22 protein-coding genes and 2 pseudogenes are annotated in these 20,502 nt (G+C 67.8%); 13 read left to right on the top strand and 11 right to left on the bottom strand.

Translation table 11 applies throughout. The annotated features are described in order from the left end of the window. A pseudogene (locus tag ACFY1L_RS53075) lies at positions 1–96 on the top strand (hydroxyquinol 1,2-dioxygenase); the annotation flags it as partial. Between the two features lie 178 nt (positions 97–274). On the opposite strand, the gene ACFY1L_RS53080 reads toward ACFY1L_RS53075, so the two are convergent. Beyond that, on the bottom strand, positions 275–1,984 hold the full coding sequence (locus ACFY1L_RS53080; protein ID WP_388842774.1) for an MFS transporter: 1,710 nt from the start codon (positions 1,982–1,984) through the stop codon (positions 275–277). Positions 1,985–2,319: 335 nt separating this feature from the next. On the opposite strand from ACFY1L_RS53080, the gene ACFY1L_RS53085 reads away from it, so the two are divergent. The 4 genes from ACFY1L_RS53085 to ACFY1L_RS53100 all read left to right on the top strand — a co-directional run bounded on the left by ACFY1L_RS53085 (position 2,320) and on the right by ACFY1L_RS53100 (position 5,458). Further along, positions 2,320–2,709 (top strand): SDR family NAD(P)-dependent oxidoreductase, encoded by a 390-nt coding sequence (locus ACFY1L_RS53085; protein ID WP_388842775.1) that lies wholly within the window; start codon positions 2,320–2,322, stop codon positions 2,707–2,709. A 17-nt stretch (positions 2,710–2,726) separates the two neighbouring features. Beyond that, the gene (locus tag ACFY1L_RS53090; RefSeq protein WP_388842833.1) at positions 2,727–2,912 is read left to right on the top strand and encodes a hypothetical protein; all 186 of its coding nucleotides are present in this window, start codon (positions 2,727–2,729) and stop codon (positions 2,910–2,912) included. Between the two features lie 240 nt (positions 2,913–3,152). Next, positions 3,153–3,626, top strand: coding sequence for a MarR family winged helix-turn-helix transcriptional regulator (locus ACFY1L_RS53095; RefSeq protein ID WP_388842834.1), 474 nt, complete (start codon positions 3,153–3,155; stop codon positions 3,624–3,626). A 146-nt stretch (positions 3,627–3,772) separates the two neighbouring features. Then, complete coding sequence (locus ACFY1L_RS53100; RefSeq protein ID WP_388842776.1) at positions 3,773–5,458, top strand: MFS transporter; 1,686 nt, start codon at positions 3,773–3,775, stop codon at positions 5,456–5,458. Positions 5,459–5,568: 110 nt separating this feature from the next. On the opposite strand, the gene ACFY1L_RS53105 is transcribed toward ACFY1L_RS53100, so the two are convergent. Beyond that, a complete protein-coding gene (locus tag ACFY1L_RS53105; protein WP_388842777.1) occupies positions 5,569–6,993 on the bottom strand; it encodes a hypothetical protein in 1,425 nt (474 codons plus the stop codon). Between the two features lie 618 nt (positions 6,994–7,611). Here ACFY1L_RS53105 and ACFY1L_RS53110 point away from each other — a divergent pair. Further along, positions 7,612–7,764 (top strand): hypothetical protein, encoded by a 153-nt coding sequence (locus tag ACFY1L_RS53110; RefSeq protein ID WP_388842778.1) that lies wholly within the window; start codon positions 7,612–7,614, stop codon positions 7,762–7,764. A gap of 307 nt (positions 7,765–8,071) precedes the next feature. Here the strand turns inward: ACFY1L_RS53110 and ACFY1L_RS53115 are convergent, their stop codons facing one another. Further along, positions 8,072–8,833 (bottom strand): alpha-L-rhamnosidase C-terminal domain-containing protein, encoded by a 762-nt coding sequence (locus ACFY1L_RS53115; RefSeq protein ID WP_388842779.1) that lies wholly within the window; start codon positions 8,831–8,833, stop codon positions 8,072–8,074. Between the two features lie 219 nt (positions 8,834–9,052). Between ACFY1L_RS53115 and ACFY1L_RS53120 the strand changes: the two are divergent. From ACFY1L_RS53120 to ACFY1L_RS53150, 7 genes and pseudogenes are all read left to right on the top strand, one after another. Next, positions 9,053–9,154, top strand: a pseudogene (locus ACFY1L_RS53120) (ATP-binding cassette domain-containing protein); the annotation flags it as partial. Next, on the top strand, positions 9,127–9,342 hold the full coding sequence (locus ACFY1L_RS53125) for a hypothetical protein (RefSeq protein ID WP_388842836.1): 216 nt from the start codon (positions 9,127–9,129) through the stop codon (positions 9,340–9,342). The pseudogene ACFY1L_RS53120 and the gene ACFY1L_RS53125, both read left to right, overlap by 28 nt. 33 nt (positions 9,343–9,375) lie before the next feature. Next, on the top strand, positions 9,376–10,602 hold the full coding sequence (locus ACFY1L_RS53130) for a family 43 glycosylhydrolase (RefSeq protein ID WP_388842780.1): 1,227 nt from the start codon (positions 9,376–9,378) through the stop codon (positions 10,600–10,602). After that, on the top strand, positions 10,538–11,194 hold the full coding sequence (locus tag ACFY1L_RS53135) for a hypothetical protein (RefSeq protein WP_388842835.1): 657 nt from the start codon (positions 10,538–10,540) through the stop codon (positions 11,192–11,194). The genes ACFY1L_RS53130 and ACFY1L_RS53135 overlap by 65 nt, the downstream gene beginning before the upstream one ends. A gap of 152 nt (positions 11,195–11,346) precedes the next feature. Continuing rightward, positions 11,347–12,471 (top strand): GAF domain-containing sensor histidine kinase, encoded by a 1,125-nt coding sequence (locus tag ACFY1L_RS53140; protein ID WP_388842781.1) that lies wholly within the window; start codon positions 11,347–11,349, stop codon positions 12,469–12,471. Further along, positions 12,471–13,118: a response regulator gene (locus tag ACFY1L_RS53145; protein WP_388842782.1), complete on the top strand. Its 648-nt coding sequence runs from the start codon at positions 12,471–12,473 to the stop codon at positions 13,116–13,118. The genes ACFY1L_RS53140 and ACFY1L_RS53145 overlap by 1 nt, the downstream gene beginning before the upstream one ends. A 117-nt stretch (positions 13,119–13,235) precedes the next feature. Continuing rightward, positions 13,236–13,637 carry a nuclear transport factor 2 family protein gene (locus tag ACFY1L_RS53150; RefSeq protein ID WP_388842783.1) on the top strand — a complete coding sequence of 134 codons (402 nt, stop codon included), beginning with the start codon at positions 13,236–13,238 and terminating at the stop codon, positions 13,635–13,637. Positions 13,638–13,714: 77 nt separating this feature from the next. Here the strand turns inward: ACFY1L_RS53150 and ACFY1L_RS53155 are convergent, their stop codons facing one another. The 8 genes from ACFY1L_RS53155 to ACFY1L_RS53190 all read right to left on the bottom strand — a co-directional run bounded on the left by ACFY1L_RS53155 (position 13,715) and on the right by ACFY1L_RS53190 (position 20,254). Next, on the bottom strand, positions 13,715–14,080 hold the full coding sequence (locus tag ACFY1L_RS53155) for a nuclear transport factor 2 family protein (RefSeq protein ID WP_388842784.1): 366 nt from the start codon (positions 14,078–14,080) through the stop codon (positions 13,715–13,717). 196 nt (positions 14,081–14,276) lie between these two features. After that, the gene (locus ACFY1L_RS53160; protein ID WP_388842785.1) at positions 14,277–15,851 is read right to left on the bottom strand and encodes an FAD-binding oxidoreductase; all 1,575 of its coding nucleotides are present in this window, start codon (positions 15,849–15,851) and stop codon (positions 14,277–14,279) included. After that, positions 15,848–16,738 carry a Crp/Fnr family transcriptional regulator gene (locus tag ACFY1L_RS53165; RefSeq protein ID WP_388842786.1) on the bottom strand — a complete coding sequence of 297 codons (891 nt, stop codon included), beginning with the start codon at positions 16,736–16,738 and terminating at the stop codon, positions 15,848–15,850. The genes ACFY1L_RS53160 and ACFY1L_RS53165 overlap by 4 nt, the downstream gene beginning before the upstream one ends. A gap of 24 nt (positions 16,739–16,762) precedes the next feature. Continuing rightward, positions 16,763–17,962 carry an FAD-dependent monooxygenase gene (locus ACFY1L_RS53170; protein WP_388842787.1) on the bottom strand — a complete coding sequence of 400 codons (1,200 nt, stop codon included), beginning with the start codon at positions 17,960–17,962 and terminating at the stop codon, positions 16,763–16,765. 83 nt (positions 17,963–18,045) lie between these two features. Beyond that, positions 18,046–18,282, bottom strand: coding sequence for a dihydrodiol dehydrogenase (locus ACFY1L_RS53175; protein WP_388842788.1), 237 nt, complete (start codon positions 18,280–18,282; stop codon positions 18,046–18,048). A gap of 11 nt (positions 18,283–18,293) precedes the next feature. Continuing rightward, positions 18,294–18,827: an aromatic-ring-hydroxylating dioxygenase subunit beta gene (locus tag ACFY1L_RS53180; protein ID WP_388842789.1), complete on the bottom strand. Its 534-nt coding sequence runs from the start codon at positions 18,825–18,827 to the stop codon at positions 18,294–18,296. Between the two features lie 21 nt (positions 18,828–18,848). Beyond that, positions 18,849–20,060, bottom strand: coding sequence for an NAD(P)/FAD-dependent oxidoreductase (locus ACFY1L_RS53185; RefSeq protein ID WP_388842790.1), 1,212 nt, complete (start codon positions 20,058–20,060; stop codon positions 18,849–18,851). A 2-nt stretch (positions 20,061–20,062) separates the two neighbouring features. Then, positions 20,063–20,254, bottom strand: coding sequence for a ferredoxin (locus ACFY1L_RS53190; RefSeq protein WP_388842791.1), 192 nt, complete (start codon positions 20,252–20,254; stop codon positions 20,063–20,065). Between the last annotated feature and the right edge of the window lie 248 nt (positions 20,255–20,502).

Below are 20,502 nucleotides of genomic sequence, written 5' to 3' on the forward strand. Positions count from 1 at the left end.
GACGGCGGCTACCGCTTCTGGGGCCTCACCCCGACGCCGTACCCCATCCCGAACGACGGACCCGTCGGCAAGATGCTCGACGCGGTCGGCCGCTCTCAGTATGCGGTGGTCATTGTTCGACTCCTGTCCGAGTGCGTCTGTCGATCGTTGTGTCTTGTACGCCGTGGCCCGCCGCGACTGCCGCTCCTGAGGAGGAGGTGGAGTCGCGGCGGGCGGCCGGGTGGCCTGGCCGACCTGCTACCCGTGTCCCGGCCCCGGCGCGTTCGTCATGCGGTCAGCCGTCGAGGGTGTGCGGGTCGTCGTCGAGATGAGCCTGGTCCACGCCGCCGTGCCCGCCCACGAGAGTGAGTGCCGCCGCCACGAGAGCAGCCACGCCACCGAGCACGAACGCCAGTGAGTAACTGCTGCTGAGGGCGTGGAAAGCGACGTCCTTGAGTGGGTTGAAGGGTATGACCTGACCGTCCGGCGAGGTGATGCTGGCGGGCACCGAGTTGGCGCCGAGCGGGCCCGATCCCACGGCGTGCACAGCCGCCTCCAGCTGCGGCTTCTGATCCGCCGGAGCATGGGCCGGAGCGGCCTGGAAAGCCGCATAAGCCTTGCTCAGGCCAGGATTGTCGGCCAGGTTGCGGGCGATCTCCTTGGCAGCCTGGCTCAGCGCGACAGCACCCATGATCGCAGGGCCGAGCGCGAACCCGAGGTCACGGAACGTGCTCGTGGCACCGCTTGCCATGCCGGCGAGGTGGTTGGGCAACGTGTTGACCGCGACCGCGCTGATGGCGGCGAAGGCGAGTGCCGAGCCGACGCCGGCGAGGATCAGAGGCCCGACGATGGCACCCAGTGCCCGATCGCTCGTCGGAACGCCGGCGAACCACAGCCCGCTGGCGCCGACGAGGATCAGACCGGTGAAGAGAACCCACCGGGGGTTGTACCGCTCCAACAGCTTGGAGGTGAGGGGCAGTTGCACGAGCCCGATGCCACCGAAGAAGAGGTATGCGACGGAGGCCTTCAGCGGGCTGATTCCCTGGATGATGGTGAGGCGGATACTGGTGGAGTACATGATCGCGAGGAAGCCGAACATCCCGATCACGGTGACCACCGAGTTCACGGCGAACGCCCGGTTCTTGAACGCGCTCAGGAGAAGGAGCGGCGCGTCCGCCCGGTTCTCCACGAAGACGAACAGCCCGAGGAGCACGGCCGCGGCGACGAACGCGACGACGATCTGCGGGCTCCCCCAACCGCTCTCGGAGCCCTGGATCACGGCGTACAGCAGAGCGAACAGGCCAAGCGCTGAGGTGATCTGCCCCGGCCAGTCCAGGGATCGGCCCTCGGGCGAGGAGGAGTTGCGGGCGATCGCCAGCGACAGGAACGCGCTCACGGCGGCGATGACGAGGACACCGACGTAGGCCCAGCGCCAGTTCGCGTTCCCGGCCCAGCCGCTGTGAATCTTGGTGGAGAGGCCTGCCAGCAGCGGCCCGAGGAAACCGCCAATCGACAGCGCGGCGGCCCAGATCGCCACGCCACGCGCGCGGGTGGCAGTGGTGTGCGTGCCGGCCGCCACCATGGCGAGGCTCGTCGGGAAGATGGCCGCGGCCCCGATGCCACTGAGGAGTTGGGCAAGAATCAGCAACGTCACCCGAGTGTCGCTCGAGTATGCCGAACCCGGTACCAGGACCGCGAGGGTCGAACCGAGCGCGATGAGCGCAGCGCCCCCCACGAGCAAACGCTTACGGCCGAACAGGTCACCGAACACGCCGAAGCCCAGCTCCAGCGCGGCCACGGGAAGCATGAAGGCGTCGGTGATCCACGTCAGCTGGGCCGAGGACGGCGCGAGATCCTGCTGGATCAGCCCGTTGATGAGTGAAGGGACGGCGAGGGCCATCTGCGCGAGGCAGACGGCGAGAACCACCGCGACCAGGGTGCCCGAGGTCAGGGTGTATCTGCCGCCCTCTCCCTCTGCCGCCTTGGGCGAATCGATCTGAACCATGGACGACTCCTTGGCGCAATGCGCTGCTGTCGGAACCGGCGTCCGCTGCCGGACCCTGCTGTGGGTGTTTTTGTCGCGGTCATCCCGGCAACACCGCTGCCGTGCCGCCCCTGGGCCTTGCTGAGCGCCTCCGCGCCGCCGCCCTTCCACCGGACCTCATTCAGGACGCTCGGCGCGCTGGCCGACCGGCTGAGCAGCGTCAAGGTAGGAGTGACCCCCATCACCCTCAACGGTCATGTTCATTAGACGAACAAGCCGCCGCCGATCCTCGGTCTCGACACGCATCATCCCTGGAGGACGGCCTTGCCGCTGCCGCCCGGAAGGAGCAGTGACTCATGACTGGGAGGCTGACGGGCAGGACCGCCGTCGTGACCGGAGGCAGTACGTGCATCGGGCAGGAGATCGCCCGCAGACTCGCGGCGGGGGGAGCGGACATCGCGGTCGCGGACATCGATCCGGCCGACGCGACGCGGGACTTCGTCGCGGAAACCGGTCGGCGATTCTTCAGCGACAAGGTCGACGTCTCGGACGAGGACGACCACGTGACCTCCGACGAATGGCGTCGCACCTTCGCCGTCAACGTGGACGGCCCCTTCCTGGTCTCCAGGGCGTTCCTGCCCGACCTGAAGGAGTCCGGGTCGGGACGGATCATCAACATCAGTCCTCAAGCTACTGGACTCCGCCGCCTCCGTTTCTCTCCTATGTCTCCGCCAAGGGCGCGCTGAACGGATTCACCTCTGTCCTGGCCGCCAACCTCGCCGCTCACCACATCACCGTCAACGGCGTCGCAGCGAGCCTGGTCCGGACGGCCACGGCCGCGGAGAAGACGAGCGAGTCCTTCTTCGAGCAGACCGTGCGGATGCAGAACATCAAGCGTGTGCAGATGGGGCAGATCGTCGTCGCAGACGGCGGAAGCACGCGCCGCTGAGGGGGCTCTACGGAGTGGGCGCCCCCCTCAGCGGCCTCCTGGTCAGGTCCGGCGACGAGATAGCCGTCGACCTGCCCCCCCTCACCGGATCCGCACGGTAGAGCGATGGGATCACTCGATCGTGGATTCTTCCGCGGCTGGCCGATGATCAGGTGGCGCCAGGCGGCAGACCGATCGCCAGGGGGAATTAGTATTTTGACATAGGTTTCTTGTCATAGGTAACTTGGGGTCGTGACCGGAATCAGTGAGGCTCGTCCGAGCCAGGGCGTCGACCAGGTGGCCGCAGGCCTCGTGGCGTGCCTGCCCGCGCTGAACCGGTACGTCAAACAGAGCATCGACGGGCGACTGCCCTACCCCAAGCTCCCCGAGCGGCAGTTGGCCCTGCTCCAGTACGTCGCCGAGCACGACGGCTCGACCGTCCACAAGGCCGCCGACGCGCTGCGGATGATGCCGAACAACGTCAGCGCCCTCGTCACCCGCCTCACCGACGCGGGCCTGCTGGAACGGCACCAGGACGACACCGACAAGCGCGTCGCGCACCTGCGTGTCACCGCCGTGGCGCGTCAACGCATCCGCCAGGCCGAGGACGTCGCGGCGCGACAGCTCGCGGCCGCGCTGCGGACTCTCACGGACGGCGACCGCGACGCCCTCGGCTCGGCGCTCGGCGCCCTTGAGGCTCTCACCCGGCGCCTGCGCAACGACTCCGCCGCCTGACCGTTCGGTCCGGCTCCCGTACGTCTATTGCCCTTGCCGCTGCCGTGCAGGGCACGGTGTGCTGCCCCCTGCACAGCCCACACACAGCTCGCCCACATGTCCACGCGCCCCAGCCGCGCGCCGCACGTCACGAGGACAGCCCACACATGTCTGCCACCGCTGTTTCCACAGCGTCCACTCCCCTGTCCGACCCCCACCCCCGCGGTCTGCGCGCCAACCCCTGGCTGACGCTGATCGCGGTCGGGCTCGGCCTGTTCATGGTCGGTCTCGACGGCTCCGTCGTCTCGATCGCCAACGCCGAGATCGCCCGCGACCTGAGCGCCACCACCGCCGAACTGCAGTGGGTCACCAACTCCTACCTGCTCGCCCTCGCCGCCGCCCTCATCCTCGGCGGCAAGCTCGGCGACCGCTTCGGGCGCCGCACGGTCTACCTCGTCGGCGTCGTCGGATTCACCGTCGCGTCCGTCGCGATCGGCCTCGCCGGCTCGGTCGAGGGCGTCATCGCCTTCCGCGCCGTGCAGGGTCTCTTCGGTGCGATGCTCATGCCCAACACGTTGGCGTTGCTGCGTGCGGTGTTCCCGCCGAAGAAGTTCGGCATGGCGGTCGGTATCTGGGCGATGATCTCGTCCGTCGCCACCGCGCTCGGCCCGATCGTCGGCGGACTGCTCGTCCAGCATGTCAACTGGGAGTCCGTCTTCTACATCAACGCCCCCATCGGCGTGATCGCCCTGGTCTTCGGTCTCGTGGTGCTGCCGCAGTCCAGGAACGAGGCGGCGGCGAGCGAGAAGTTCGACGTGCCCGGCGTCGTACTGCTCGCGCTCGGCCTGATCGCCGTCGTCTTCGGCGTCGTCAAGGGCGAGACGTGGGGCTGGACTTCGGCCGGCACGCTCGGGGCGATCGTCGGCGGTGTCGTCGTCCTGGTCCTCTTCGGCTGGTACGAGACCCGCGTCGCGCACCCTCTCCTGCCTATGCGGCTGTTCCGCAACCCGGCCCTGACCATAGGTGTGTTCGTCACCGCGCTGAACTTCTTCGTCCTGCTCGGCGCGATCTTCTTCGTGATGCTCTACCTCCAGAACGTGCACGGCTTCACGCCCGTCGAGTCCGGTGTGCGCACCCTGCCGCTCAGCCTCGCCTCCATGGTGGCCTCGCCGCTCGGCGCGAAGCTCACCGAGCAGTTCGGCCCGCGCCTGACCATGCCGCTGGGGATGGTGCTCCAGACCGGCGCCGCGTTCACGATGCTCTCGTGGAGCGCCGACTCCTCGTACGCCACCATGTGGCCGCCGTTCGTCGCGCTCGGTCTCGGCGTCGGCATCGTGATGGCCGCGTCCTCCGACGCGATCGTCGGCAACGCCCCCGTCAAGGACGGCGGCATCGCGGGTGGCCTGCAGGCCACCTCGCTCCAGGTCGGCGGCGCGCTCGGCACTTCGGTGCTCGTCTCCCTCATCAGCAGCCGCGTCGGCTCCACGCTCACGGACTCACTGACCGACGCCGACGTGCCCCACTCGGCGGCCGCCCGCTTCGAGGAGGCGAAGGACGCGGTCGCGATGGGCGTCGCCCCGGTCTCCGACGCGATGCCCGCACAGCTCAGGGCGGCCGTGGTGGAGGGCAGCCACACCGCCTTCATGAACGGCGTCCACACCGCCGTCCTGGTCACCGGCATCCTCGCCCTCGTGGGCGCCGCCCTCGCGGCGTTGGGCCTCCGAGGCCGGGAGGACGAGACCCACGAGCACACCGAGCACGACGCGAAGGTACCGAGCCCGGCCGCCGTCCCAGCCGCGACCGGCGTCCGGTCCTCCACCAGCATCCCTGTCAGCGGTCGTGGCGACGTCTGACAACAGATCGGCAGGCAGCGTGATACGGATCGTCACCTCCTCCGGGTCGTAGTGCAGCCGGACCATCAGCTGAAGGACCTCGAACAACTGCCTGAGCAGCTGCTCGGGGTTCACAAGGTTGAGTGCCAGATAGGGCAGACCGTCGAGCAGGTCCGCGTCCTCCGTAGTCGGACGGGCGGGCTCGGCGGCGTCGGCTGCGTCCACCTCCGATAGGTCGGAGCGGCCGTCCGCTCGGATTCCAGTCGGTTGTAGCTCTCGCGCAGGCCCTTGGCGAACGGGTCATCGGGACCGGCGGTCTCGGCCTGGCGAAAGATGTTCGCCTGCCGCATCGAGAGTGAGTCGAGAGTGTGCTGGAGCCGGTCTCGCTCGGCCTGTCGCTGTCTCGCTGCCCGGCCATCGACGGAGTTCCGCCGCGAGCAACTCTCGGCGCTCGGGGCCGAACACGCGGTCCGAGCGAAAGGCTGAAATCGCTTCAAGGACGGCGTCCTCGCATAGGTACACGGTCGTGGAGTGGCCGGCGTACGCGTCGGGGCGGCCTCGGTTGTCGGGCCTGCGGCTGACAGCTGTAGTGGGTGATGCCGTCGCGGTGTTTGCCGAACATCCGCCGATCGCAGGCGTGCAGAAGCATGCCGCGCAGGACATGGGTGCGGCGGGTCTGCGGACGGGTGTTGAGGGCGTTGCCAGCCCGGGAGCCGCGCCGTTCCTGCCGCCGTTCGGCGGGTTCGTCGTACATCCACTTCGGGATCAGCGGCTGGTGCACCGGTTCCGGTGACCACACCCACAGCGCCGGGTCGTTGTGGGCGCCGCGGCGGCTTCGTCGAGCGCGCCGGTTGAAGACCTGGTAGTCCGTATTGCCTGGGGGCGCGCAGGACCTCGCACACCGCCGACTTGCTCCACACACCGCGTGCCTTCGTGGCGCCGCCCGGCGGGACGGGCGGCGGGTACTTCTCCGGGTCGGCGTTGAGACGGTCGACGATGGTGGCGTAGCCGAGGCGTTCGTAGTAGCGCCAGTGCGCGACCGTGATCGTCTCCGCGAGGATGCCGTCGGGCTCCAAGCGCGACTTGGTCTCGCCACGCTCGGCCTTGACGGGGTTGGGGTGGCGGTAGTGCTTGACCCGGTAGCCGTACGGAGGCTTACCGATGTTCCAGCCTTCGCGCACGTGGGCGCACAGCCCGCCCCAGGAGTTTTCGAGGACGTTGAACACCTCGTACTCGGCGACGGACTGATTAATACGGCGCTGCAGGATTTGCTGCGCTCGCCCACCGTCCAGCTTGATGGGCTCGTTCCAGGCGAAGAGCGGTTTCGCCATCGGCGTCCTGGCAGGGCAATGAGATTCCCTGGGTGAGCCGCAGTACCTGGTGATCGCCGACGGCCTCACGGGGAGAACCGCCACCGGGCGGTGGGCCAGGCCGGTCAAGCAGGGCTTCAGCGTGAATCCGGCCTTCGTCTGCACATAGCCGAGGTGGCGGTAGCCAAACGGGAACCGGGCGAGCAGCACGGGGGCGGGCTTGAAGGAGGCGGCGGGGTCGGCCACGTCCAGGCGGTCCTTCCCGTAGACGGGCTGCCTGCGAACGAGCGTCCACTCGTCGTCGTCCCGGAAGAGGAAGTCATGGAAGCGGCCCGTGCACGCCACGGGCCAGGTCCGACGTGCGGCCGCCCGCGAAGTGCAGGATGCTGACCCGTTCTCGAAGCCCTGCTTGCCGGCGGCTACGAAGTTCGCGCTGGGGCTGCACCCAGGTGACGCTCAAACACCTGTCGGGCGCCAGACGGTGGCGAACCGTTCCCAGTCGCGGGCGTCCCGCCACAGCACCCAGTTCTCCGCCAGCTGGCTGCTCTTCGCCTGCCGCCGTGCTGCTGACCGCGGCCTGCCGCATCTGGTCCTTCGTCCCCGCACGCTTCCAGGATCCGGACCGCCATGGTGGGGACTGCACTAGCGGTGCGGCACCGGACGAGCCCCGAACCCGCTTGGCTCGGCGGCCCCAACCCTCCATATCCGGAGCACGTTTCATGTCCGGCGTTTCCCAGCCGGTCGACGGTCCCGACCTCGCTCGGGTCCAGCGTGTCGTCAGCGAGATCCCCGGCCCGCACTCCCGTGAACCGCTGACCCGTCAGCGGAAGGTGGTGCCTGGCCGGCGTCGGCGCCGTCCTGCCCGTGTTCGTGGAGGCGGCCGGTGGCGGGGTGATCGTCGATGCGGACGGCAACTCCTTCATCGACTTCGGCAGCGGAACCCCCGTGACCAAGGCCGGCGATTCCGCCGCGGACTTGGAGCGCGCGGCCTCGCAGTTGCGCCGGTCAGCTGTGTGACCGTCTGTGGGGATCAGGCACGACCGACGGCCGCCACAACGTGACCGCACGCGGGACCTGGTGGAGCGGCGCCCCCGAGGCGAGATCGTCCTGATCTCCTGAGCACGGCGCCCACCGGCCCCACCGCACCGTGCCGGGTCCGCCACCACGGCACGGTGCAGTGGTTCACCTGCTCGACCGGTCAGGCGTTGAAGCGGTATGAGCCCGCCCGGGCCCGGTAGACCTTGTAGGCCGCGCCTCCGGAGGTGTCGTCGCGGACGAAGGCGGCGCCCCGGGGTGCGGTTACGGGCTGGTTCTGGGTGGGGACTCAGATCTCGGCCTCGGTGTTGTACGGGACCGTCACCGCGAGGTCGATCCTGCCGTCCCCACGCCGCCGCCACTCCGAGGACACCTTGCCGCGCACGGTGTCGATCGAGGCGCTGACATGGTCAAAGGTCGCGGGTGACAGGTCGGTGTCTTCGGTGCCGTTCGGGACCAGGCTGTTGACCGCAACTGCGGGGATGTACGGGCGGATGCGCAGCGTCTCGTAGGCAGTTGCGGTCGGTCTGATGCCGGCCAGGCTCTGGTAGAACCAGGTGGCCACGTTGGAGCGGTAGTGGTGGTTGACCGAGAGCCGGTCGGTCCACTGTTCCCACAGCGAGGTGGCACCCTTGGCGATCTGGTACACGTAGCCCGGCAAGCCGGTCTGGGTGACGGCCTTCAGAGCGATGTCCGTATAGCCGTACTCGCTGCGGATGTTGAACTCGTAGCGCGAACCGTACATGTCGTTCTGGATGTGCTGGTCGGCTACCACGATCCGGTCGGCGAGCAGCTTCGCGAGGGCCTTCTTGTTCTCCGCGAGCGTCTTCGTGCCGGCCAGGTGGCGCGGGTCGTCGGGGTCCAGGTCCGAGCCAGGCACCAGGTCGAACGCGATGGCCAGGGCGTTCTCGCTGGAGATGCTGCCCTGGGTGAAGTGGCCCTGCGCAGCGTCCCAGTAGTTGGCGATGAACGCCTTGCGCAGGGTGCGCGCCGACATCGCGTAGTGGGACGCGCGTTCGGTGCGGCCGAGGGCACGGCCCACCTCGTCCATGTAGTCGCAGAAGTGGATGTAGAAGGCGAGGCTGATGACGGCGTTGCTGCCGGGGCTCTCGGCGCCGGAGTAGGTGCACCCAGGGAGGCTTCGAACTTGACGTCGTTCTCGGCGGTGAACAGCGTCTCGTAGTACTTCAGGAGCGTGTCCTGGTGGTCGTACAGCTCGGCGAACAGGCTGCTGGTGCCGTAGTACGTGTGCAGTTCCCTCGGGATGACGCGGGAGTTCAGCGGCGGCCAGCGCCAACGCGTCGCGATCGCCCGCGCCCTGGCACCTGCCCCACGGCTCATCGTGTGCGACGAGCCCGTCTCCGCACTCGACAGCCCCGTTCCACCGCCACCCGCGAGCTGGTGAACCTCGACGGCCTGTGGAGGTTCACCACCGCCACGGGCGCGGGCGAACACCCATGGGCCGGGCCACTGGACACCCCGCTCGAAGCCGCGGTGCACGAACTGCGGCGCCGCTGGCGGGGACTGGCAGGCCGCAAGCCGTCGTCCGCCGAGAACTGAAGACCTCAAGAAGCTGCTGACAGGAAGCCCCAAGTGACCGCTTCAGAACGCACTTTCTGCAATCCGCTCGACATCGCCTACCGCTATCAGGACATTCAGTTCTCCGGCACGGTCAGAGGCAACAAGCTCGGCGAGCCGCGGCGGAGCGTGCACCGGGAGGCAGCGGATCCGTCGATCGTGCTGTACCGGGGCCGTTACTACATGTTCGTCTCGATGTCCGCGGGGTTCTGGCACTCGACGGACCTTCTACGGTGGGAGTACCGCGCGACGTCCAAGCTGCCTGCCCTCGACTACGCGCCGGACGTCCGCGAGGTGAACGGAGCGCTCCACATCAGCGCCTCCCGCAAGGAGGACAACTGCCCCTTCTTCCGGAGCGTCGACCCCCTGTCCGACGACTTCGTCGAGGTCACGCCAGGCACCTTCCCCTTCTGGGACCCGAACCTGTTCCAGGACACCGACACATCGGTGTACCTCTCCTGGAGGTGTGCCAACAAGACACCGATCTACGGAGTCCGGCTCTCGGACACGTTCAGCCTGATCGGCGAGCCGTCGCCTCTGATCGGCTCCGATGTCCTCGCCCACGGCTGGGAGCAGTTGGGCGAGGACTACGTCGTCGTACCGCCGAAGAACGAGTTGGAGAGACTCATCGCCCAGGTCGGTGGCGCCGCCCCCTTCATCGAGGGCGCCTGGATGACCGAACGCGACGGTACCTACTACCTGCAGTACTCGGCGCCCGGCACCCAGCTCAACACCTATGCCGACGGGTACTACACGGCCTCGGCGCCTCTGGGCCCCTTCACCTACTCGCTCGACAGTCCGTTCTCGTCGAAGCCGGGCGGGTTCATCACCGGGGCGGGACACGGCAGCACGTTCCAGGACCGGCACGGAAACTGGTGGCACGCGGCCACCATGCGCATCTCGGTCAACGACGTGTTCGAGCGCCGCGTCGGAATCTTCCCCGCGGGATTCGACGACGACGGCGTGCTGTTCTGCAACCAGAACTTCGCCGACTACCCGATGACGGTCCCGGACGGACCGTTCGACCCGTGGACGCCCCCCCCCCGCCTGGATGCGGCTCTCCTACAGGGCGGATGCCGTCGCCTCGTCTTCGGCCCCCGGCCACGACCCCGTGTCCGCCGTCGACGAGAACGTCCGCACGTGGTGGGCGGCCGCCGGCAGCGAACCGGGCGAATCCCTGACGGTCGACCTCGGTGCGAACAAGACCGTCCACGCCGTGCAGATCAACCTGGCGGACCATGAGCTGGCCGACACCGCCCCGCACGCGCCGGACGGAGTGGATGTGTGCCATTCCTGGCGGGGCATCTTCCCGAGCCATCAACCGGCGGAGATCCTGGTCGAGATCTCGGAGGACGGCCGGGAGTGGACCGTCGTCCGGGACTCCCGCGGCACGGGCGCCGACGCTCCGCACGCCTTCATCGTCCTCGACTCGCCGCAGGAGACTCGATTCGTCAGGGTCACCGGCGGCCGAATGCCGTTCGGCGGCACCTTCGCCGTCAGCGGTGTCCGTGTCTTCGGGGCGGGCGCAGGCGAGGCTCCACCTGCATGGCGCGCTAAAGCCGTCCGTGTGGACGACCGCACCGCCCGAGTCGAATGGGAAGCCGCCGCCGGAGCCATCGGCTACAACGTCCGCTACGGCCGTCACCCGCAAAAGCTTTACCACAGCTGGCTGGTGTACGAACGCACGACCCTGGACCTGCGTTCCCTCAACGCGGGTGCGGAGTACTGGGTGGCCGTCGACGCGTTTGGCGAAGCCGGTGTCACCTCCGGTGAGCCCGTGCCCGCGGCGCTCAACGCCGAACTGGATGAACAAGAGGCCGAAAAGCAGCGTTGAGAGAGCGAGTTCCGAAAGGGCGGACTGAGACCTGGCTTTGAGCAGCCACCGCCCGCTTTTAGCCATGGTCAATCGGTACGTGCTGTGTTACGTTGCAGTCACTGTTACGTTGCTGTCACTCGGCATCGTCCGCCGTAGAAGAGCGGTTCGTCATGAACAGTCACGCGCCAGTCAAAGCCATCGCATTACAGCGCACACCGGCCGCTGTTATTCGGGCCGCCGTTGACGTTGCGCGAGACGCGTTGGGTTCTGACGTCGCCTTCGGGGCGATCGGTTCCCGCGCCGCGGAATTCCCGATCGCCTCGGCGAAAGGGATTCGCGACCCGCGATGGAGCACCATCGTCGTTCGACCGCACACTGGGCTCGGGGGCGAAGTCCTGGCGCAGGGACGCCCCATGATCGTTGCGGACTACGCGTCGGACGCACATATCAGTCGCGACTTCGTCGAGATTGTGGCGCGGGGTGAGGGGCTGCGAGCGGTTGCCTGTGTCCCCGTGCTGGGTCCTGCGGGTGTTGAGGCGCTGCTGTATGCCGGTGCACACCTCGAAGGAGTGCTCGGCGACCGTGCGGTCGCGGTCCTCGAACAGCTCGGCGCGTTCGCGTCGGTGGGGCTCGAGCAGATTCGTGCGCGCGAGCTGGAACTCGAACTCGCTCGACTGCACGAGCGGGAGCGTATTGCCGGCCAGCTCCACGATTCGGTGGCACAACGACTGTTCACGATCGGCGCGGTCGCCCAGGCATCTCGCGCCCAGGACGATCCGAACGGCCTCATCGACGCGATCGAGGAGATCGAGGCGACGGCGGCGGACGCGCGCCGAGAACTGCGCGAGACACTCCTCAAGCTCCACCGTGATCCTGAGAACCTCGCATTCGACGTACAACTGAACGGTGAGCTCCGCCTGTTGGAGAACGTCACCGGTTGCACGGTGCGCGTTGTGCGGCACGGTAACTTCACCCGCATGCCGGACCACATCGCCCGACTGGTGATCGACACGGCGGTCGAAGGAACGCGCAACGCCGTGAAGCACGGTCACGCGGGTCTCATCGAAGTCGAGATCGTGTACGACGAGGGAAGACTCTCGCTAGCGGTCAAGTCACTGGCCGTCGACGGGCCGCTTGAGCAGCCCGGCAGCACATCGGCGACGGGGACGGGGACCGGTATCCGCACACTGCGCACTCGCGCGGAGCGACTGGGAGGTTCGCTGCGGCTTACGGCGGTCTCGACCGGCCGAGCCGTGCTGCGGCTCGACATTCCGTACAACGATATGGCGGTTTGATGAAAGTCCTCGTAGTCGACGACCACCCGGTGGCACGCCGCGGACTGCGCGCAGTGATCACCTCCAACCTCGGGGAATGCGAGATTTTCGAAGCCGACGACGCGACAACGGCTCTCGCTCACGCTCACGACCAGTGTCCGGAGATGATCCTTCTTGACGCCCGGATGCCTGAGTCCATGCCGCCGGAGGAGCTGTGTCGTGAACTGCGCGAGTCGCTCCCGAACGTCGTCATCGTCATGTTCACCGCCTTCGACGACGCCGAGGTCCTACGTGCATGCGTCGCCGCGGGCGCGAACGGGTGCCTGTTGAAGGACACTTCGGAAGTCAATATCGGCGCTGCCCTTCGGGCGCTTCTGGCGGGTCAGTTCGTGCTCGACCCGCGGATCGCCAGGCAGCTTGCCCCGGAGTTCGCCAGGCGCCAGGCCAGAGGAACGGTACGGCTCACGGATCGGGAACAGGAGGTGCTCGGGCTCCTCGCGCACGGCTGCTCGAACCGCAAGGTCGCGCAAGAGCTCTGCCTCTCCGAGACGACCGTGAAGGGATACGTGACCGACCTTCTCCAGAAGCTAGACGCTTCCTCCAGGCTGGAGGCAGTGGTCCACGCGTACGAACTCGGGCTTGTCGCCCCCGGTGCGGAAAGGGCGTGAGCAGTCCGCAGGCCGACCGGAAGCCCCTGTGGCGTTTCCAACACCAGCTGGATGAGCAGGCCTGTCGCGAGGCAGATTCTTCCCGTAGCTGTCACACGGACCAGGGAGTCGCCCAGGATGGACACGCATGAGGGGGCGGCGATCGCCCATGACCTGGAGCGCGGCAAACGCGCCGTGGAAGGTTTGTTCGAGATCATCTACGGGCCGGCCGAAGGACTCACCCGCCTCGACGAATTCGTCGCCGAGGACTACGTCCAGCACAACCCGAACCTCGCCCAGGGACGTGAGGGGCTGAGGAAGTTCTTCACTCACATCCTGTCCCTCCCTCCCACGGAACGACTCGACCCTGCGAAGACGGTGACGGTCAATCTGGTCGCCGAGCGCGACCTCGTCCTGCGACACGAGATCCGCACCGACGGAGTGCTCTTCGATCTCTTCCGGGTGAGAGACGGCCTGCTGCAGGAGCACTGGGACGCGTTCCGCCCGAATCCGGACACACCACCGATCTATGGGCTCTAGCACTTCATGCCTCAGCCGTCAGGCAATTTCCGCCTGACGGCTGAAGCGATCCTCGAAAAACTACGTCGAAGCAAACCTCAAAACATTGCGGAGACCCTTTCCTTCGAGATCTCCTGAGCGACGTCCCAATGTTCCACGAGCTTTCCGTTTTCGACGCGCCATATGTCGACGATCGCCAGATCGGGGCTCCCATCCACGAATTCCATGTGCAAGTGAAGGGCAACCATCTCCCCATCACTGATGATCCGCTTGACCGTGGCCCGGCCGCCCTTCGCCGCTTCGTCTTCCAAATATGCGATGGCGCCTTCCCTGCCTTTCCCGGCTTTGGGGTTGTGCTGAATATAGTCTTCGACGGCATACCGCTCGAAAGCCTGGCGCGCGCCATCAGCCTGAAGGGCCGAGAGGAAACCTTCAAGCACATCACGGCTCGTCGGGACGGTCATTCGTCGGCCTCCTGGTGCGACACCCGGTCAACATTGCACATTTCCATGAGTGGGCAACGATCCCGAAGCCCGGCGACAAGCTCGACAGCCGAAGACTGCGCCCCCGCCGGACATGCCGCAACGGCCATGTTCATTCAACGAACGTCTTCAACGGCGCAAGGCTGAGCAGAGTGGGCGCGGGCACACGCCGTGCATGTCACCGGGCGCGGTACCGCGCGGGCCAGATGCCGTGCCGGCCCGGGGACAGGATGCCCTTCGGGTCGACGGCATCCTTGATCGTCTCGGCGAAGTGCCGGTAGGCGTGGTCACCGAAGGCGAGCTGGTCCTGCGCGAGGTCCGAGAAGTCGAGGTGTGATCGGTACTCGGCATAACCCTGCTGCCCGAGCTGCACGAGCAGTTCCTTCGCGGTGTCGATCGTCGCCCGCAGGTGGCCGGCGTCGTGCCGGTTGAAGAACATCGCCGACACGACGATCGCGGAGCGGTCGTTGGTCACGAACACCTGCGCCGAGAAGTTGACGCCCGTGCGCTCGACGACCTTGTCCTTGATCTGCTGGACGACTTTCGTCACGTCCTCGCCGCGCAGCGGCACGACAGGCGAGAATCCGACGTGCCCCACGAAGTCGGGGAGACTGTCGAGGATGTCGCTGCTGGGCACGCCGCCGGAGATGCGGTCGATGAGCCCGGCGTCCTTGATCTCGTGCCAGTTCTCAGCCGTGTACGTCGCGAGACGACGCACCTCGCCACCCTCGATCGCGCTCCACGCCTCGCGGATCCGACGCTCGTGCACGTCGACCACCTCGGGGTCGCCCCACAGGGCCGTGCGCACGCCCCACCGGCCGAGCCCGGTCTCGTCGGCGATCGCGTCGAGCCGCTCCTCCCCCATCACCGGGGTGCCCGGCGGCGGGATCTTGCCCTTGTACTCGGGGAAGTGAGCGTCACCCACCGTCAACAGGTCGAGCACGTAGGGGATACCGCGCAGAATCCCGCCGAGCCGCAGCTCGCGCACGACGTCGATCACCTGCGCCAGCTGGTGGTAGCGCGGGACGGAGAGGTACAGCGGCGCGTACGCCTTCGGCCGGCGCTGCAGCCACACCCCCGCCTTCGTGACGATGCCGTAGTTCGACTGCGCGAACAGCGGGTCGACCACGGGCCCGAGCCCCCGCTTGTAGAGGTGCCAGGTGGGGTTGCCCTCCTGTGCGCCGAAGCCGGTGCGCAGAAGCGACCCGTCCGCGAGCACGACCTCCAGCCCGTTCAGCGTGTTGAAGTCGGAGCCGTTCGGCAGGAACGTCTGACCGTTGTCGAGCGAGTTGCCGATGACGGAGCCCCAGCCGATGTCGGGTACGGACAGGAGAAGCTCGTCGCCCTGCTCATGCAGTACGTCATAGAGGTCGTACCACCGCGCACCTGGCTCGACGACGGCGTACGCGAGTTCGGTGTCGACCTCCAGGACGCGGTTCATCCTGCGGAAGCTGATGAGCACGGACCCCTTCACGCGCGCCGAAGGACCGCCATAGCCGTTGTTGCGGCCCTGCGACGATGCCCACACCGGGACCTCGTGGTGGTTCGCGACGCGGACGATGTCCTGCACCTGCTCGGTCGTGGTCGGGAACAGGACGAGGCTCGAGTCGTACGTCCGGTCCTCCGTGGGCCAGTACGGGTCGCGGTACTCGTCACGTTCCTCGTCGGCGACGAGCGCGTTGTCACGGCCGACGACCGCGACGAACTCGTCTCGCACGGCGTCGGGAAGCTCGAAGGGGGCCGGATCACTCATGCCCGTGCCTCCGTCGTGCTCAGCCGGCCACCGGGAACATCGTGCATGGTTGCCTCTCCTTTTGACGTCCTCGGTCGCGGACCGACCTGCCGCTGCGAGCCTGCTCGGAGCGGCAGGTGATCGGAAGCGGGAGTGGAATTTGCCACATTGGCTTTCGAGGGGCTGCGCCGCTCTGTCGTGCAGGCCTGGGGCTCGTGCTTGGCATGGTGGGCGAGCTGCTTCTCGTCGAGGATGACGATCTCGCATCCGTCACGGTGGACCCATCCCTGTCGGGCGAAGCCCGCGAGCGACTGATTGACGCTCTCCCGGGAAGCGCGCACATGCGATGCGAGCTCTTCCTGGCTGAGCCCGAGATCCATTCGGATGCCCTCCGATGTACGGCGGCCGAACCGCTGGGCCTCGCGCAGGATCGCGCGCGCGAGCCGAGTTCCGACGTCCAGGCCGAAGACGTCGTGCAGCGCGTCGTTCTGGCGCTGCGCCCGCAGGACGAGGAGGTGGATGAAGCGCATCGCAGCCTCTGTGTGGGCAGCGAGCCATGCGAGCATCGACTCGGTCGAGAGCTCCGCGACCCTCGCCGGGCCGAGAGTGACGGCCGTCGTGGGCTGCGGCCGCGGGTCGAAGAGGTCGAGGCTGCCCAGCGGTTCACCCGGTCCCGCGATGACGAGGATGTTCTCACGACCGTGCTCGCCGAGCCGCGAGATCTTCACTCGGCCGGTGACGACGAGATGGACGCGGGTCGGGTCACCCGCCTGGAAGACCGTGTTGCGCGGGGGAAACGTGACAAAGCGCGCCCTCTCGAGGAAGTCATGTACGACGTGCTCGGGGAGTTCGTCGAGCAAGGAGGCACGCCGGACGTCTCCAGTCACACCCGGGGGCACCGTCGCCATCGTGTACTCCGTCGTGCACGACATTCAGATCGCCGCGCCGGTGGGCAGGGATACCGAGGGTCCGCCGGCGCGGACCTGTCGTGCGGTCAGGGCGCTGTCGTGGCCGAAGATCCAGCGCATGACGTCATCCCTGCCGGCCAGCTGGTCAGTGGCGGAGAACTCCGCGTGGCGGCCGTCGTACTGCAGCCCGAGGCGGCGGGAGAACCGCTGGATGTAGGAGGCCCGCTCGCGGCGCGCTCGGTCGTACTCCTGGAAAGCGGTGGCGACCTCGGTGAGCGGACGGTCGCGCAGCACTTCCACCAGCGCGGCCGCGTCCTCGATCGACTGGTTGCCGCCCTGCCCCACGTGCGGCAGCATCGCGTGCGCGGCGTCGCCCGCCAGCGCTACGCGGCCGCGCACCCATGTCGGGAGTGGTTCGCGGTCGTACAGCCCCCATCGGAAGGTTTTGTCGATCTGGTCGATCAGGCCCCGTACCGACTCGTTCCAGCCGGCGAACTCCTTCGCCAGCTCGGCCGGGTCGCCGGGCGCGGACCAGGACTCGCGCATCTCGTCGTCCGCGGCCACGAAGGCGACGAAGTTCAGCAGCTTCGCACGGCGGACGGGAAAGGAGATGAAGTGCCGCCCCGGCCCCGTGAACAGCTGTGCTTCATGGATCGGCCAGTCGGGGAGGCGTTCGGCGGGCACGAGTCCCCGGTAGGCGATCATGCCGGAGAAGACCGGCTCCGGGGCGTCCACCACGAAGGGACGCACGGCGGAGTGGATCCCGTCCGCCCCGATCACCGCCGCCGCGGTCTCGGTGCTTCCGTCCGCGAAGCGCAGGACGAGTCCGTCGCCGTTCTCGTCCACCCCGACGAGCCGTGCCCCGAGCCGGAGCGCGTCCGGTTCCAGACGCCAGGACAGCATGTCGATCAGATCGGCCCGGTGGATCGGCCTCGCGCCTCTCGCGTCGACCTCCGAGTCCTCGGACCGAACGCCCTCGTGGTTGTAGAAGGCCATCCTGAGCGGCTCGCGGGACTCGATCTCGCTCAGGCGGTCCGTCAGCCCGAACGAGTCGAGCACCCGCAGCGAGTTGGGAGCGAGCGACACACCCGCGCCGACCTCGCCGAGTGCTTCCGCCTGCTCGTACACCCGGACGGGGATCCCGGCATCGGCCAGCCCGGTCGCCGTCGCGAGCCCCGCGATCCCGGCTCCGATCACTGCGACGCTCTCCGCCGTACGTGCCACCACTGCCTCCATTCATCGACGACCGTGAGGGATGGGTGACCGGCCTTCTCCAGAAGACCGGCCGTCTCCTGTGTCTGCGGCGGTCAGTCCTCTTCGGCGTCCTGTCCGACCGAGGCGCGCAGGAAGCCGGAGAACGTCTCCGCGGTCTGCCAGGTCAGGCTTTCGAGCTCGACGGCGTCGAGCAGGATCCGATATCCGCGGCGGGGGGCGTGGATCTCCAGTCGTTCGCCGTTGCGTGTGTAGACCTTGCGGACGCGTATGTCGGCGAACTCGTTGGAAATCTGGATCGGTGGGTCGTCGCTGTACTGGTATTCGGACATCGCGATCCCGCCTAGAGGAAGACGCCGAGGTTGGCCGTGCCGAGGATCGTGTGGTTGAGCAGCACTTCGCGCCGCCGCACACGCCACCCGCCTGCATCCGAGCGCAGGATGTCCCGGCGCTCGGCCACCAGCAGGTCGTAGTCGGTCGTGTCCCACTGGGAGCGGTGAAGCGTCAGGTAGCTCTTCACCTCCACCTCGCCCGGTCCCAGCTCACGCACACGTACGTTGGTCACGACACGGCGGGTGCGGGAAGGCGGGTCCTCGGCCCACGCGTGCTCGGTCAGCAGCCGGTCGACCCGCAGGCGCATGCTCGCGTAGGTGTCCTTCATGTGGAACGCTTCTCGGCTGAATTCCGAGATCCCCGACGAGCGTTCCCGCGTGGTGCGGATAGGGATCAGGTACTCGAGCTCCTCCGACAGGCAGGTGTCGGCCCAGCCCGTGTAGTCGGCCTCGTCCAGGAGCTCCGCCTCCCGGTACAGAAACTGCGTGCAGGACCGCTCCAGCTCCGCACCGACCAGTGGGGTACTCGTCTGTTCTACCGTCATGGCTTCGCCTTTCGCGCGGGGTCAGGAAGATATGGACGGGGCGTCGACCCGCTCGCCGCGTGAGCCGCTCTGAGCCAGGAGCCGCCGGTACTTGAGCATGCTGCGTGTCGAGTTGAGCGCGACGACTCCCGTCAGCCGCTCCTCGCGCTCGTAGAGCGCTACGAACCGCTGCTCGGCGAGCGTTCCCTCGACGATCCGGATCTGATCGGTCGGTTGCGGGACTCCCGCGATCTCGATCTTGACGCCGTACTGCTCGGACCAGACGAAAGGGACCGGTGAGTAGCTGCCGGACCGCCCACCATCGAGGAGGGCACGGGCGACGAACGCACCCTGCTCCGAAGCGTTGGTCCAGTGCTCGACCCTCATGGTCTGCCCGAACAACGGGTTGAACCAGCGCGCCACATCACCCGCCGCGTAGACATCGGCGATCGACGTGGCACAGCGGTGGTCGCACAGCACCCCGTCGGAGATGTTCACGTCCGACCCGGCGAGCCAGTCGGTCACCGGCCGTGCGCCGATCCCCACGACCACGACGTCGGCGTCGATCACGCGGCCGTCTCTGAGACGTACGCGCTCCACGCGCGCACCTCCGTCGAACCCCTCGGCCGACGAGCCGCAGACCAGGCGCACCCCCGCGGCCAACGGAACCTCGGCACACGCGAGTGCGATCTCGGACCCGAGAATGCGTGCCATCGGAGCCGCGAGGGGCTGGATGAGCACCACGTCGCACCCGAGCCGGCGGGCGGTCGACGCGACCTCGGAGCCGAGGAAGCCCCCACCGACGACCGCGACGCGCGGCGAGCCCTGGAGCGCGGACCGGATCGCGAGGCAGTCGTCGACCGTGCGCAGCGGGTAGACGCCCTGGAAGAGGTCCCAGTCGCGCGGCATCCACGGCGCGCTGCCGGTCGCGATCACCAGTTGGTCATAGGCCAGCGGTTCGCCGTCGTCGAGCTCCAGTGTCTTTCTGCCCGGATCCAGGGCGCGCGCTCGCCGCCCGAGCCGCAGGTCGAGGTCGAGCGCGGCCAGCCGGTCGTCGGACAGCAGCTGGATGTCGTCCGGCGAGGCCTGACCCCCGAGCACGGCCTTCGACAGCGGCGGGCGGTCGTACGGCAGTCGCTTCTCGGCCCCGACGAGCACCACCTCGCCGTCGAACCCGCGATCCCGCAGGGTCTCGGCGGTTCGGATGCCCGCGAGCGAGGCGCCGGCCACGACGACGCGCCGTTGTCGGGGCATCGTCAGTCCCCCAGGGTCAGCGCACGCGCCGGGCAGTCGCGAACGGCGTGCGCGACCTGGGCCCTCAGTTCCTCCGGGGGCTCATCGACCAGAAGCTGGACGAACCCGTCGTCGTCGAGATCGAACACATGCGGCTCGGCGATGACGCAGTTGCCGTAGCCCTGACACTTCCCGCGGTCCACCAGTACCTTCATGTCTCCCGTCCCTTGCCGGCGACACGTCGCCCGTCACCAGCCGCAAAGCGCTGAGGTCGATGGGAGCCGACTGTAATGACGCTGCCCTGACGGTGAACAGCGTCCAAAGGTCGGGGACAGGTTGCTTCCTTCGGAGGGGTCACGCCGGTGGATGGCGGGGTTAGCGTCGGCGACGCTGTCGCCTGGAATCTCGACGGGGCGCCCTTCTGGAATGGGCGCCCTTTTCGACCAGCGCCTGGAGTAAGCAA

The sequence above is a fragment of the Streptomyces sp. NPDC001663 genome (genome assembly GCF_042893105.1).
In the GTDB taxonomy this organism is placed as follows: domain Bacteria; phylum Actinomycetota; class Actinomycetes; order Streptomycetales; family Streptomycetaceae; genus Streptomyces.

What these genes read in the sequence shown, in the direction of transcription:
- ACFY1L_RS53150 (WP_388842783.1), top strand. Translation starts at nt 13,236, where the DNA reads ATGGACACGCATGAGGGGGCGGCGATCGCCCATGACCTGGAGCGCGGC.
- ACFY1L_RS53115 (WP_388842779.1), bottom strand. Translation starts at nt 8,833, where the DNA reads ATGGACGAGGTGGGCCGTGCCCTCGGCCGCACCGAACGCGCGTCCCAC.
- ACFY1L_RS53145 (WP_388842782.1), top strand. Translation starts at nt 12,471, where the DNA reads ATGAAAGTCCTCGTAGTCGACGACCACCCGGTGGCACGCCGCGGACTG.
- ACFY1L_RS53180 (WP_388842789.1), bottom strand. Translation starts at nt 18,827, where the DNA reads ATGACGGTAGAACAGACGAGTACCCCACTGGTCGGTGCGGAGCTGGAG.
- ACFY1L_RS53175 (WP_388842788.1), bottom strand. Translation starts at nt 18,282, where the DNA reads ATGTCCGAATACCAGTACAGCGACGACCCACCGATCCAGATTTCCAAC.
- ACFY1L_RS53155 (WP_388842784.1), bottom strand. Translation starts at nt 14,080, where the DNA reads ATGACCGTCCCGACGAGCCGTGATGTGCTTGAAGGTTTCCTCTCGGCC.
- ACFY1L_RS53140 (WP_388842781.1), top strand. Translation starts at nt 11,347, where the DNA reads ATGAACAGTCACGCGCCAGTCAAAGCCATCGCATTACAGCGCACACCG.
- ACFY1L_RS53185 (WP_388842790.1), bottom strand. Translation starts at nt 20,060, where the DNA reads ATGCCCCGACAACGGCGCGTCGTCGTGGCCGGCGCCTCGCTCGCGGGC.
- ACFY1L_RS53085 (WP_388842775.1), top strand. Translation starts at nt 2,320, where the DNA reads ATGACTGGGAGGCTGACGGGCAGGACCGCCGTCGTGACCGGAGGCAGT.
- ACFY1L_RS53190 (WP_388842791.1), bottom strand. Translation starts at nt 20,254, where the DNA reads ATGAAGGTACTGGTGGACCGCGGGAAGTGTCAGGGCTACGGCAACTGC.
- ACFY1L_RS53100 (WP_388842776.1), top strand. Translation starts at nt 3,773, where the DNA reads ATGTCTGCCACCGCTGTTTCCACAGCGTCCACTCCCCTGTCCGACCCC.
- ACFY1L_RS53080 (WP_388842774.1), bottom strand. Translation starts at nt 1,984, where the DNA reads ATGGTTCAGATCGATTCGCCCAAGGCGGCAGAGGGAGAGGGCGGCAGA.
- ACFY1L_RS53165 (WP_388842786.1), bottom strand. Translation starts at nt 16,738, where the DNA reads ATGGCGACGGTGCCCCCGGGTGTGACTGGAGACGTCCGGCGTGCCTCC.
- ACFY1L_RS53160 (WP_388842785.1), bottom strand. Translation starts at nt 15,851, where the DNA reads ATGAGTGATCCGGCCCCCTTCGAGCTTCCCGACGCCGTGCGAGACGAG.